This window comes from uncultured Chloroflexus sp., assembly GCF_937129525.1.
Classification (GTDB): Bacteria; Chloroflexota; Chloroflexia; order Chloroflexales; family Chloroflexaceae; genus Chloroflexus.
On the sequence record NZ_CAKZNK010000046.1, the window covers coordinates 19979 to 33250 of the forward strand.

General features: G+C 56.9%; 16 protein-coding genes. 1 reads left to right on the forward strand and 15 read right to left on the reverse strand.

Annotation, left to right across the window (positions count from 1 at the left end):
* Positions 1-48 precede the first annotated feature (48 nt).
* The 15 genes from Q0650_RS04465 to Q0650_RS04535 all read right to left on the reverse strand — a co-directional run bounded on the left by Q0650_RS04465 (position 49) and on the right by Q0650_RS04535 (position 12649).
* Positions 49-360: a helix-turn-helix transcriptional regulator gene (locus Q0650_RS04465; protein ID WP_298816337.1), complete on the reverse strand. Its 312-nt coding sequence runs from the start codon at positions 358-360 to the stop codon at positions 49-51.
* A gap of 197 nt (positions 361-557) precedes the next feature.
* Positions 558-1580 (reverse strand): Gfo/Idh/MocA family protein, encoded by a 1023-nt coding sequence (locus Q0650_RS04470; protein WP_298816340.1) that lies wholly within the window; start codon positions 1578-1580, stop codon positions 558-560.
* Positions 1581-1741: 161 nt separating this feature from the next.
* Entirely contained in the window at positions 1742-2896 is a 1155-nt protein-coding gene (gene moeB / locus Q0650_RS04475) for a molybdopterin-synthase adenylyltransferase MoeB (RefSeq protein ID WP_367280792.1), read from the reverse strand.
* The gene (locus Q0650_RS04480) at positions 2893-3177 is read right to left on the reverse strand and encodes a MoaD/ThiS family protein (RefSeq protein ID WP_298816342.1); all 285 of its coding nucleotides are present in this window, start codon (positions 3175-3177) and stop codon (positions 2893-2895) included. The genes moeB and Q0650_RS04480 overlap by 4 nt, the downstream gene beginning before the upstream one ends.
* 79 nt (positions 3178-3256) lie before the next feature.
* A complete protein-coding gene (locus Q0650_RS04485; protein WP_298816344.1) occupies positions 3257-3745 on the reverse strand; it encodes a M67 family metallopeptidase in 489 nt (162 codons plus the stop codon).
* A gap of 95 nt (positions 3746-3840) precedes the next feature.
* Positions 3841-4767, reverse strand: coding sequence for a PLP-dependent cysteine synthase family protein (locus Q0650_RS04490; RefSeq protein ID WP_298816346.1), 927 nt, complete (start codon positions 4765-4767; stop codon positions 3841-3843).
* Between the two features lie 60 nt (positions 4768-4827).
* Positions 4828-5220: an iron-sulfur cluster assembly scaffold protein gene (locus tag Q0650_RS04495; protein WP_298816348.1), complete on the reverse strand. Its 393-nt coding sequence runs from the start codon at positions 5218-5220 to the stop codon at positions 4828-4830.
* A gap of 86 nt (positions 5221-5306) precedes the next feature.
* On the reverse strand, positions 5307-6158 hold the full coding sequence (locus Q0650_RS04500) for a sulfurtransferase (RefSeq protein WP_298816349.1): 852 nt from the start codon (positions 6156-6158) through the stop codon (positions 5307-5309).
* 93 nt (positions 6159-6251) lie between these two features.
* A complete protein-coding gene (locus Q0650_RS04505) occupies positions 6252-6572 on the reverse strand; it encodes a non-heme iron oxygenase ferredoxin subunit (protein WP_298816351.1) in 321 nt (106 codons plus the stop codon).
* Between the two features lie 129 nt (positions 6573-6701).
* Positions 6702-8117, reverse strand: a complete 1416-nt coding sequence (sufB, locus tag Q0650_RS04510; protein ID WP_298816353.1) for a Fe-S cluster assembly protein SufB — start codon at positions 8115-8117, stop codon at positions 6702-6704.
* Between the two features lie 36 nt (positions 8118-8153).
* Entirely contained in the window at positions 8154-8546 is a 393-nt protein-coding gene (gene sufU / locus Q0650_RS04515; protein WP_298816355.1) for a Fe-S cluster assembly sulfur transfer protein SufU, read from the reverse strand.
* Positions 8547-8564: 18 nt separating this feature from the next.
* Positions 8565-9803 (reverse strand): cysteine desulfurase, encoded by a 1239-nt coding sequence (locus Q0650_RS04520; RefSeq protein WP_298816357.1) that lies wholly within the window; start codon positions 9801-9803, stop codon positions 8565-8567.
* Between the two features lie 129 nt (positions 9804-9932).
* Positions 9933-11147: a Fe-S cluster assembly protein SufD gene (gene sufD / locus Q0650_RS04525; protein WP_298816359.1), complete on the reverse strand. Its 1215-nt coding sequence runs from the start codon at positions 11145-11147 to the stop codon at positions 9933-9935.
* Between the two features lie 11 nt (positions 11148-11158).
* Positions 11159-11938, reverse strand: a complete 780-nt coding sequence (sufC, locus tag Q0650_RS04530) for a Fe-S cluster assembly ATPase SufC (protein WP_298816360.1) — start codon at positions 11936-11938, stop codon at positions 11159-11161.
* Positions 11939-11971: 33 nt separating this feature from the next.
* Positions 11972-12649, reverse strand: a complete 678-nt coding sequence (locus Q0650_RS04535; RefSeq protein ID WP_298816362.1) for a metalloregulator ArsR/SmtB family transcription factor — start codon at positions 12647-12649, stop codon at positions 11972-11974.
* A 287-nt stretch (positions 12650-12936) separates the two neighbouring features.
* On the opposite strand from Q0650_RS04535, the gene Q0650_RS04540 reads away from it, so the two are divergent.
* The gene (locus tag Q0650_RS04540; RefSeq protein ID WP_298816364.1) at positions 12937-13200 is read left to right on the forward strand and encodes a hypothetical protein; all 264 of its coding nucleotides are present in this window, start codon (positions 12937-12939) and stop codon (positions 13198-13200) included.
* Positions 13201-13272 lie beyond the last annotated feature (72 nt).

Genomic DNA, 13272 nt, shown 5'->3' on the forward strand with positions numbered 1-13272 from the left:
GTTCGGCTGCGACCAATTGCTCTTCGAGTGCTTTCATCATAACCGCAGTCATATCATCTGCTCCAGGTACTCGCGCAACCATGTCAGGCTATCCGGCTTGGCATAGTGGCACACTGCGGCGCCATCGTCAAAGGTTTCAATCAGATCGGCCTCCCGAAGCACCCGTAGATGCTGCGAGATGGTTGATTGAGCACGCGGGCCATCTTCGGGCATATGCAGCAGGATCTGATTGCCAATGCACCCGGGGTGTTGCGCAATGTAGCGAAGGATTTGCACGCGCGCGGGGTGGCTGAGCGCTTTGCAGAGTAGCGCCAGACGTCGGTCATCGTGTTCGAGAGCATGCTGGTACGCCGTGGCCATCGTCGGCCTCCTTTCCGCGTGTGTTTTACTGTACGACGATGAGGCGACGATTGTCAAGAGGGAGAGGTACAACCGGCTACAGTAGCGCAAGTGTAGTCAGAGTTACACGCATATAACCAGAACATCAAAAAACCTCCCGCACCTGTCATACCAGCGCAGGAGGAATCGCAACAAGTGAGCGCTACTCTTGAACAGGATCAAAGCGAACTGTGGCGGATAGCATCAAGCGCGCGCTGAATCGCCAGACCATCGGCAAAAGTTGCCGCCAGCGCAAGCGCATTACGCTGACCGGATAATGCCGCGCGCAACGCATGACCGAGATAGACTGTCCCCTGGGGAAACTCGCCGGTCAGCGATGCCGGCACCTCAACGGTATGCGGTGGAGTGATGTCGCTGAAATGATCGTCAACACCAATCGAGAGTTTGCCACCACTAAAACGAAGTGTTCCGGCGCTGCCATACACCGTTACGGTTAACGGCTCATTGGCGCGAGCCACGACCGTAGCGGTCAGCGTCGCCACTACGCCGTTGGTGAAGCGCAAGATCGCCGACGTATAATCGTCGCTCGTCACTTCCTGCCAGGCGCCATGTGCATCTGGCCGCTGCTTGACAAATGTTTGCACGACTCCCTGCGCTGACGCAACTTCATCGGCCAGGATAAAACGTAGCAGATCGATCTGATGCGAGCCAATCGCGCCCAATACCCCGCCACCGGCATGCTGGTCACTCCACCAATCCCAGAGACGTTGCGGATCGGCCCGACTGCTCGCCACAAAGCGCACCTCAGCCGCGCGCACCTCGCCGATGTCACCGGCCATCACCCGTGCCCGCGCTGCTTGCACTGCCGGCAAGAAGCGCAATTCGTGATCGATCAGCGCAAACTGATCGGCGTGGTTCTGTGCTGCCACCAGCATTGCTTCCGCCTCAGCGGCATTAAGAGCGGTCGGTTTTTCACACAACACATGCTTACCCGCTGCCAGCGCCGCTTCCGCCATCTCACGATGGAGATAGGGCGGAGTAACAATGCTGACCAACTGCACATCATCACGCGCAATCAACTCGCGCCAGTTTGCCGTTGCAAATGGCACTTCCAGTTCGCGCGCAATCTGAGTCGTCCTGGTCGGATTGCTACCGGCCAGCGCCGTCACGGTAAGGCCGGCAGCGCGAAACGCCGGCACCTGTACCCGCGCCCCCCAGCCAGTGCCGATAATGCCTATCATAGTTGTGTTCCTATGGTGTCAACATCAGTGCAACTACGTCAAAATGAAAAAAGGAAATCAGCGCCGTCTATCTGGAGCAAACTGCTTGGAGTTACAACACTCGCGCAGAGCAATTCTAAACGGCGCTTTCCCCAACCGTGTCTTTCCGTCACATCAAGCCGCTAATACTTCGGTAGCGATGGATCCACCTCGTCGGCCCAGCGCAGAATGCCGCCGACAAGATTCTTCACTTTGCGAAAACCCACGCTCTTCAGTAACTCAACCGCGCGACCACTGCGCGCGCCGCTCCGGCAGTAGACCACAATCTCGCGCGCCGAGTCGAGTTCGTTGATCCGTTCGGGCAATTGATCAATCGGAATCAACTTATCGGTATTCGGAATCGACGCAATCGCCACTTCATACGGATTACGGACATCGAGCAAGAAGGGACGATCAGGACGTTCGAGCCACTCAGCGAGTTCACGGGGGGTGATTTCAAACTGGTTCGACAACGCAGGCTCCTCGGGCAGAATGCCACAGAACTGTTCGTAATCAATCAGTTCAGTGATCGTTGGTTGATCACCGCACACCGGGCACGACGGGTTGCGGCGCAGTTTCAATTCACGGAAGCGCATCGCCAGCGCATCGTAGAGCAGCAACCGGCCAATCAACGGCTCGCCGATACCCGTTAGTAATTTTATCACTTCTGTGGCTTGAATGGTACCGATCACACCCGGCAACACCCCCAGCACGCCCCCCTCAGCGCAGCTCGGCACCAGTCCTGGTGGCGGCGGTTCGGGATAGAGACAACGGTAGCACGGTCCGCCATCACGCGCCGAAAAAACCGTCGCCTGCCCCTCAAAGCGGAAGATACTGCCGTAGACATTCGGTTTGCCAAGCAATACGCAGGCGTCGTTGGTCAAATATCGGGTCGGAAAGTTATCAGTGCCGTCAACGATCACATCGTAGGGACGCATCAGCTCAAGCGCATTTTGCGAAGTAATTTGCGTTTCATAGGTTGTGATCTCGATGTATGGATTGAGATCGCGCAATCGACGCTTCGCCGACTCGGTTTTGGCAATCCCAACTGTGCTGGTGCCATGCACAATCTGACGCTGGAGATTGGAGGCATCGACAATATCAAAATCGACCAACCCAATATGACCGACGCCGGCAGCCGCCAGATAGAGCGCCAGCGGCGACCCCAAACCACCAGTGCCAATCAACAACACGCTCCCCTGTTTGAGACGACGCTGACCGGCCATCCCCACTTCGGGCATAATCAGGTGGCGCGAGTAGCGGGCAATCTCTTCGTTCGAAAGAGTCACCTCGCTCATAATCGTCCTCCGCCGGCAATTGCCGGAATAATACTGACTGTATCGCCGTCACGCAAGAGCGTAGCTTCGCCATCAAGGTAGCGAATATCCTCATCACCAACGTAGAGATTGACAAAACTGCGCAACCGTCCCTGATCATCGAGCAGATGACGGCCCAACGCCGGGTAGAGTTCGACCAAACCCCGAATCAGGCTGCCAACGTCACTCGCCTCAAGGCTAACGCTGGCATTACCACCGGCATACTGACGCAATGCCGTCGGGATCGTTACGGTTACCGCCATAGGTTACTCTCCTTCACCGATCTGCACATCGACATGCAGGTATTTCTTCACCGATTGATCGAAACCGTCACAGGTAAGGTTATCGCGCCACTCTCTCAGCCGGTACAATTTGTACCTGTTCCTCGATAAAGCGAACCCCTTCATTAACTAACAGCCAGGAAGTCAATTCTGCGGCAACGCCTGAACGCACTGCCTGAATCACAAACGAAAATCGCGAACCACCAATCGCCTGCGCGCCGATGCGGTCGCGCTCCGATGGCACAGCAATCGCATCCGGGTGCGAGTGATAGCAGCCGATAATCTCGTAACCGCCGGCGCGGGCTTCGCGCTCGGCGCGCAAATAATCGCGTGGGTCAAGGTAAAACCGATCGCGGCGTGATAGAGGATCATCGGTTGGCGCCAGTTGCACCTGCCCACTCCAGCGGTTTTCAAGCGGTACGACCTGTAACGCCGTCTTATACTCATCGTTGAGCGTGCCAATCAAGAGACCGACACATTCATCAGGGTAGGTCGACTCGGCATGGGCTGCAATTGCCGCTGCCGCCTTTGCCGGAAGTATCAACGTCATAACCACCTTGCTTGTCCATTACCGAATTCTTTGTGCTGTCGAACCTGATAGGATTGGCGCTGGAACATGCAAAGTCTATGCCGTCCAGTCACCGGCTAGATGCCTGCGCCTTCGGCAAAACCAGGTTCTTCCCAAAAACGCTCGCTCAGGTAGCGGTAAGCACTATCGCACAGAATGGTCACCACCACCCCCTGAGCGATTTCGCGCGCGACGCGCACTGCCGCTACTACATTCGCCGCTGCCGAAATACCTACCAGCATCCCCAACCGGCGCGCTAACCATCGCGCCATAGCGAACGCCTCTTCACTCCGCACTTCCACGATGGCATCGGCCTGATCCGGACGGTAGATTGCCGGCACATACCTGGTCGAGGCCATGTGTTTCACGCCTTCGAGGGCGTGGTAAGGGCTATCGGGCTGGACTGCAATTGCGCGAATGGACGGGTTATACTCACGCAAACGTCGGCTGGTACCCATAAAGGTGCCACTCGTGCCTAAAGCAGCGACAAAATGCGTCACGCGACCATCAGTCTGTTGCCAGATCTCCGGGCCGGTCGTCTCGTAGTGCGCCTGCGGATTGGCCGGATTACTGTACTGGTCGGGGTAGAAATAGCGATCGGGATATTCAGCGACCAATGCGCGAATGGTTGCAATCGCCGCGTCCATACCTTCTGCCGGGTCGGTCAGGATCAGCTCAGCGCCAAGCGCGCGCAAAATCCGCCGCCGCTCAGGGCTGGCATTGGCCGGCATCGCCAGTGTCACGCCATAACCGAGCGCCGCGCCGATAGTAGCATATGCGATACCGGTATTCCCGCTGGTCGCGTCGGCGATTCGCATTCCTGGCCGCACTAGACCGCGTCGTTCACCATCGCGAATCATCCAGTAGGCCGGTCGATCTTTCACCGAGCCGCCAGGGTTGTACCATTCCGCTTTCCCGTACAACTCGATACCGGCAGGCAGATCGAACGCTTCGTGGAGCGACAACAATGGGGTTCGACCGATCAGATCAAGCAGTCTGGTCATAAAGCTGGCTCGCTTTCACCGGGAAGCCGGCGATAGAGCAAAAGGCATTGCGCTGGGACATCAATTCGCCTGATGCCGTTCGGCCAGTCGCGCCGCCGTCTTCAACACCTTGAACGCCAACGTTGCACAGTGTGGCCGTGCCTGCATAATCTCTGATCCAACAATATCGGGCGCTGACGCTTCATCAAGCGCCAGCAAGTCGGCGAGCGTCGCGCCTTGCAATTGTTCGATCAGAATCGAAGCCGTGCCGATGCTGACACTGCACCCCTGTCCGGTAAATTGCAAACCTGCAAGCCGACCATCGCTGGCAACCTGCAAATAGACAGTTATGGTATCGCCGCAATCAGGAACACCGCCGCTGTACGACACTGCATCAGCCAGTTCGCCGTAGTGTCGCGGTTGTCGATAATGATCGAGCAGACGTTCAATAGCATCGTGATGATCGATCGGCATAGAGTCCCGACCAGTAACAATATAAAATGGAGCGAATGAACGAAAGTAGATGCCAGTCGTTCATTCGCCCCCGGCTTATGAACGGACTAGACGTTCTTTTCGATTGGCAAACCTACGCTGTTGCCCCACTCCGTCCAACTACCATCGTAGTTGCGCACCTGCGGATAGCCAAGCAGGTAGGTCAACACAAACCAGGTATGGCTGCTGCGTTCACCGATCCGGCAGTAGGCAATCACCTCTTTATCGGGTGTAATCCCTTGCGAAGCGTACAGCTCGCGCAGCTCCTCGGCGCTCTTGAACGTGCTGTCTTCATTGACAGCCCTGGCCCAAGGAATATTCACTGCCGTCGGGATGTGACCGCCGCGCAGCGTGCCCTCCTGCGGATAGTCAGGCATATGCGTGCGTTCGCCGCTATATTCTTGCGGACTGCGCACATCAACCAGCGCACCTTTGCGCTGGCGCACAAACTCGAGCACCTGATCGCGGAAAGCGCGAATGCGCGCATCATCACGCGGCGGCGCCACATAATTGCCGAGCGGGTACGAGGGCACCTCACGAGTAAGTGGCCGCCCCTCAGCGATCCACTTTGCCCGCCCGCCATTCATAATCCGCGCGTCCCGATGACCGAACAGCTTGAAAACCCAAAATGCATACGTTGCCCACCAGTTATGCTTGTCACCGTACAACACGACGGTCGTGTCATTGCTGATGCCCTTGGCGCGCATGAGCGCAGCGAACCGATCAGAGTCGAGGTAATCGCGCACCACCGGATCGTTGAGATCCTGGACCCAGTCGATCTTAACGGCGCCGGGAATGTGGCCCGTTTCGTACAACAGCAAGTCCTCATCGGTTTCGACGATGCGAACGTTAGGATCGTTCAAATGATCGGCAACCCATTGGGTTTCAACCAGCGCCTCAGGATGGGCATAACCACTCATAATAACCTCCACCTGATCAACAGTATCGCGCAGCGTTCATCGTCATTGCTCGATGCTGTCATTGTAGCGCACCTTACCCTATTAGTCAAGTTCTTACGCTGAAAACTCAACAAATATTCGCCCATCGCGCACCTCGCTGCGGTAGGTCGCTACCGGCGCGAACGCCGGCAAGGTACGCGGCTTGCCAGTGCGCAAATCAAACAGTGAGCCGTGCATTGGACACTCAACGCACAACTCTTCGCAATCGACCTCACCTTCGCTCAGCGATGCTTCGTCGTGCGAACAGCGGTCATCAATCGCGTACACTTCGTGATCAGACACCCGAAAGATGGCGATCCGATGCTCGCCGACTGTAAACGCGCGTCCACTCCCAACCGGCACTTCGTTCACATCACAGACATCAATCAGTTCCATTGAATCCACTCCACTCTCCTTGTCAAAACACAGCGCTCAAACAGTCAGAAAAAAGGTATCTGACGATGAACAACACGAGCGCTCCCATAGCGCGGGAGCGCTCGCTCATACCATCCCTCTAGACAAACTCTATCCGACCGAACCTTCCATCTCCAGTTGGATCAGGCGGTTTAACTCAACAGCATACTCCATCGGTAGCTCACGAGTGAACGGCTCCATGAAACCAAGCACAATCATCGAGAGCGCATCCGACTCAGAAATGCCGCGGCTCATCAGGTAGAAAAGCTGCTCAGCGCCGATACGACCAACGGTCGCCTCGTGAGCCAGCGTGCAGCGATCCTCTTCAATCTCGATGTAGGGAATAGTATCAGAGGCCGACTTCTCATCGAGGATCAGCGCGTCACAGTTGACGTTGATCTTCGCGCCGTAAGCGCCAGGCGCCACCTTCGCCAGACCGCGGTATGTCGTCTTGCCACCGTCCTTGCTCACCGACTTGTTGGTGATGCGTGAAGTAGTCTCCGGCGCCAGATGCACCATCTTCGCGCCGGCGTCCTGATGCTGACCGCGCCCGGCATACGCCACCGAGAGCACCTCGCCACGCGCCTTGCGGCCCATCAGGTAGACTGAGGGGTACTTCATGGTCAGCTTCGAGCCGATATTGCCATCAACCCACTCCATACTGGCCTCTTCGTAGGCCACGGCCCGCTTGGTCACCAGATTGAAGATATTGTTGGCCCAGTTCTGGATCGTCGTGTAGCGGAATTTGCCACCCTTCTTAACGATCACCTCAACCACCGCCGAGTGGAGCGAGTTAGTACTGTAGATCGGCGCGGTGCAACCTTCGATGTAATGCGCCTCGGCGCCCTCATCGATGATAATCAATGTGCGCTCGAACTGACCCATCCGCTCGGCATTGATGCGGAAGTAGGCTTGCAAAGGAATATCAACCTTGACCCCCTTCGGCACATAGACGAACGAACCGCCCGACCAGACAGCCGTATTCAGGGCCGCGTACTTGTTATCAGCCGCCGGCACAATCGTACCAAAGTACTCCTTGAAGAACTCAGGGTACTCCTTCAGCGCAGTGTCAGTATCAAGGAAGATCACTCCCTGCCTGGCCCACTCTTCGCGGAGCGAGTGATACACCACTTCCGACTCATACTGCGCGCCGACACCGGCAAGAAACTTGCGCTCAGCCTCAGGAATGCCCAACCGCTCGAAGGTGTTCTTGATCTCCGGCGGCACTGCATCCCAGTCGGTCTGCGGACGCTCATTCGCGCGCACGAAGTAGTGAATATCGTCGTAATTCAGCTCGGCCAGTTCAGGGTTTGCCCAGGTGCCGGTAATCGGCGTTGGCTTCTTGTTAAAGATCTCAAGCGCGCGCAATCGCCGCTTCAGCATCCACTCTGGCTCACCCTTCATGCCCGAAAGTTCGCGCACGATGCGCTCGTTCAAACCTTTCGGCGCTTTATAGATATAGCGCTCTTCCTGGCGAAAGCCATAGCGCGAGTAATCAAACTGGAGATTCACTGCTTCACTAACCACTGCTTCTCTCCTTGTATAACTATCAACTGCCACTACTTACAGATCGTCATCCTCGTGACCCACTTCATACAACCCGGCCTTGAGCGCTTTCAGCGAGAGCAAGGCGCATTTCAACCGGGTAGGATTGTGGTTTAGCGGGATGCCGATAATATCGAGCAGGTCATCCTTGCTAAACTGCCTGGCCTCAGCAACCGGCTTACCCTTGATTGCCTCGGTGAGCAGCGACGCACTGGCCTGACTGATTGCGCAGCCGCGCCCGGTAAAGCGCACATCGGTAATGATGTCATCGGCAATTGCCAGTTCAAGCCGAATCTGATCACCACACAATGGATTACGCTCTTCGCGCACTACCGTCGGCGCCGGTAGATGACCGTAATTGCGCGGATGGCGCGCATGTTCGAGAATCTGTTCGCGATAGATGTCATCCATAACCGCTCTCGCTGCCGCTCAGGCAAAGATCTGCCGCGCTTTGTGCAAGCCCGAAACCAACCGGTCGATCTCTTCAGGCAAATTGTAGAGATAGAAGCTGGCCCGTGTGGTCGCCGGCACACCGAGCACACGATGCAACGGCTGCGTACAGTGGTGACCGGCTCGCACCGCCACTCCCTCTTGATCGAGGATTGCCGCAACATCGTGGGGATGCACACCCGCCAGGGTAAAACTCACCGCGCCACCGCGATCTAGACCAGCCGGCGGCCCATACACGGTCAAGCCCGGCACTTCCGCCAACCGCGTCAGCGCATACGCAGTCAGCTCTTGCTCGTGATGGTGAATGGTCGCCAAACCTACTTCGCGCAGGTAGTCAGCCGCTTCCCCAAGCGCAATCGCCTCGCCAATCGCCGGCGTCCCGGCTTCGAAGCGCGCCGGCGCTGCGGCAAACGTACTGTGATCCAGCTCAACCAGATCGATCATCGAGCCACCGCCAAGGAATGGCGGCATCGCATTGAGCAGCTCGCGTCGCCCCCACAACACACCAATGCCGGTAGGTCCACACATCTTATGCCCGCTGAAGGCCAGAAAATCAACTCCCAGCGCTTGCACATCAACCGGCATATGGGGCACACTCTGCGCTGCATCAAGCAACACCCGCGCGCCAACCGCGCGCGCCCGCTCGACAATCGTCGTTACCGGGTTGATGGTGCCAAAAACATTGGATTGATGCGTGAATGCAACCATCTTGACCCGCTCATCGAGCAACCGATCGAGATCGTCGAGCGCCAGCCGCCCCTGACCATCGAACGGCAGGTAAACCAGCTCAGCGCCGGTGCGCTGGGCCAGTAATTGCCACGGGACGATGTTGGAATGGTGCTCCATCATCGTCAGCAAAATTCGATCACCGGCTCGAATATTGGCCCCACCCCAGGCATAGGCGACCAGGTTGATCGCCTCGGTGGTATTGCGCACGAAAACGACTTCGCGCTGGCTCGGCGCATTGATCAGTCGCGCTATTTTGCCACGCGCGCGCTCGTAGGCAAACGTCGCCTCTTCACTCAACCGGTAGACGCCGCGATGAACATTGGCATTGTAGCGCCGATAGTAATCCTCCAGCGTCTCGATCACGCGCCGCGGCTTCTGCGACGATGCCGCGCTATCAAGAAACGCCAACGGCTTTCCATGTACCTCCTGCTGAAGGATGGGAAAATCGCGCCGTAGCGTAAGGACATCAAACTGTGACAGAGTCGCCATAGCTCTACCTCTTCTGGCACCGGCTATAAACCGACACCAGCGCATTTGGCGAGGCGCATCACCCGCGCGCTACAGAGTGGATGAGACTGGACAGGATCGGCATGCCAGTTACCCTGCCCAGCCATTCAATCAAATCTTGGCGGCAATTTCGGCAATTAGCTCATTGCGCAGCTCTTCGAGCGGCACGGTCTCGAGCGCCGGCTCAAAGAAGCCCATCACAATCATTCGCTGCGCTTCTGCGCGCGGAATACCGCGCGTCTGCATATAGAAGAGCTGCTCTTGATCGATGTCACCGCTGGTCGAAGCATGACCGCCCTTCAGCACATCATTGGTGCTGATCATCAGACCGGGGATGCTGTCGTTTCGCGCTTTCGGGCTAAGATGCAACGCATGCTCTTCCAGACGGGTGCTGGTTGCCGCCGACTCATGCTCGATCTTGATCATGCCATCGAACACACTGTAGGCGGTATCGTTGACCACCGTCTTAAACTGCATGAAGCTCTCGCAATTGTGACCAACGTGACGCATCCACGGCGCAATGACCAGATGCTGCGTATCGGCTGCAAAGGTCGCGCCAAGCCAGTTGAGACGCGAACCATTGCCTGCCAGCGTCGTCTCTGCTTCGATATGCTGCACCTGCCCGCCAAGCTGGATCGATGTCCACTCAATGTTAGCATCACGCCCCAGAATTGCGCGCTGACCACCCAAATGGTAGACACCGGCCCCCCAGTGCTGAATGCTGACAAAGCGAACACTGGCGCCATCACCAACGAACAGCTCGCTGATCGGGCCGGCGAAAGAACCCATGCGCAAATCGGGAGAAACAAACTCCTCGATTAGCGTTACGCTGGCCTGCGGCTCGACAATCACCAGTGTGCGCGGGAAGATTGCGATCCCATCAGCTCCCAGCGTGTAGATCAGGCGCAGCGGCATCTCGATCGACACACCCTTCGGCACGTAAAGCAACGCGCCATCTTGCCAGAGCGCAGCTCGCAACGCGCTAAATTTATGCTTCAACGGCTCAACTGCCGTGTCAAGATACTTTTGAATCAGCGCCTCGTGGGTGCGTAACGCTGCTGCCAGTGTCGTGAAGACCACACCTTGCGCTGCCAGGGCAGGATCCCACTGGATAGCGGTTGCATGCGCCCCATCTGAGGGTGCAATCGTCGTCGGGTCGAGCTTGCTCAGATCGGTGCGCCGCCACTCCGGCGGATTCATCTGCGCAAACGCCAGCCATGCCTCACGGCGTCGCTCAGTCAGCCATTCCGGCTCGCCGGCAGATTGCGAGCGAGCTACGACCATCTCGGCGCTGATCTCATTCAGGGTTGGCAATGTCGTTGTCATGCGCATCTCCCTCATGCCGCACCGGTCAGCTCCTCGCGGAGCCAGTCGTAACCCTTCTCTTCCAGTTCGAGCGCCAGTTCGGGGCCACCCTCGCGCGCGATCCGGCCATCCATCATCACCGACACCACATCAGGCTTGATGTAGTTGAGCAATCGCTGATAGTGGGTAATGACCAGCACACCCATGTGCGGCCCGGCCAGACGATTCACGCCGTTGGCAACAATTCGCAGCGCGTCAATATCCAGCCCCGAATCGGTCTCATCTAACACGGCCATTGACGGCTTGAGAAGCGTCATCTGCAAAATTTCAAGTCGCTTCTTCTCGCCGCCGCTGAAGCCATCATTGAGATACCGACGGGCAAAGCTCTCGTCCATATCGAGCAGATTCAGGCCTTCGCGCAACAATTTGCGGAATTCAGCCGCCGGAATGGCTGTCTCTTTCGGATCTTTACCCTCTTCAGCGCGATGGGCATTAATTGCGGCGCGCAAGAAATTCGCTACCGTCACTCCCGGCACGGCAACCGGATACTGGAAAGCCAGGAAGATCCCCAGGCGGCTACGCTCATCTGGCTCAAGTTCGAGCAGATTATGGCCTTTGTACCAGATCTCGCCACCGGTCACTTCATACGAGGGATGACCGGCAATAATATATGACAGCGTACTCTTTCCGCTTCCATTAGGACCCATAATTGCGTGGATCGAACCCTGGCGCACGGTCAGATTTACGCCGCGCAGAATCTCTTTATCACCAATCCGCGCGTAAAGATCTTTGATGACCAGATCGTTGCTCATGTGCTCCTCAGTAGATACTACAAAAATCCATTCCTAAACATCGGTATGAGAGTCGGCAGCCGGCGGCGTTACCGTAAGCGGAATATCTTGCGGGCGCAGCACAAACCGGCAATTGTGCGCCCCTGCCCGAATGGTATCTTCGAGCACGAGCTTTTCCCCCAGCACGTACTCGATCATTCGCCGCTCCATCGAGCAGACTTCGGGATGATCGGCTGCCACGTCGTAGTACGGACAGGCGAACAGGCGCAAGACATCACCTTCTGGATCGATCTCTGCCGGCACACCGCGCTGCTCAAGCAAGGCGCGCAACTCATTCAGCCGCGCCGCCACGTCAACGCCGGCCATGCGATCGGCATACTCACTCGCCAGGCGCTGACTTACCCGATCGAGCAATTGCTCAACCTTACCTTCGCCTTCCAGTTCGATCAGCTCGCGCAACAGACTGCTGATCAGCCGATCGTACTGCTTGGGGAAGGATTTTTGCGCTTTCTCAGATAGTGAATAGACCAACCGCGGACGGCCCGGCCCATTGCGCTCACTGGTCACCTCGACCATATCTTCAGCCTGAAGATGCACGAGATGATCACGCACCGCTGTCGTGCTGACCCCAAGCAGGTCGGCCAGCTCTTTGACGGTGGCCCTGCCGTGGCGTTGCAGGTAGCGCAAGATGATACCGGCTGGACTGTCAGATGGATAACGTGAGATTTCCATAGTCGCACTACTCCGAACTACTATTCATCAGTCTACCAGCATTTTGAGCTATTGTCAATAAAAAAGCCAAAAACCTTTTTTATTCCCCAGACGAGGCTTCATCGGCCTTCGAATGGCGCCTTGTGGTTGAACCCTTTGCTCAATCTAGAAAGTGTAATTTTGTAATTGACATTACGTGCAATCGCAGCTACACTACTCATGTGCCCGACAGACCGGGACACATCGGCAAGCAAAGAAAAGGGGTGATCGGCGCCACGGTCGCCCCACTTATCACAAGGAGCATCCGTATGCGTTGGGAGTACAAAGTGGTGTTCGTCGAGGCGTGGCAGCGCGTCTCGGTAGAAGGGCGCGAACGTTATCCTGAAGCAGGCGAACGTAACACCGGCTTTGCCCGTCGCTTTCTCAACGAGCTAGGGGCAGAGGGCTGGGAAGTGACCGGGGTGCAGGCAGTGATGCCGGGACGCAGCTACGTGATTCTCAAGCGTCCGCTTGCCGAAGGCGCTGAACCCGATCTGTCGGTATCGCGTCGCCCCAATCCGAATGCGCCGTAGCATAATGGCGGATATGCTTGCTTAAGCAAGAGGCTGCGCAGACATGGATCCTGACATCGTTCCAATCTGTCT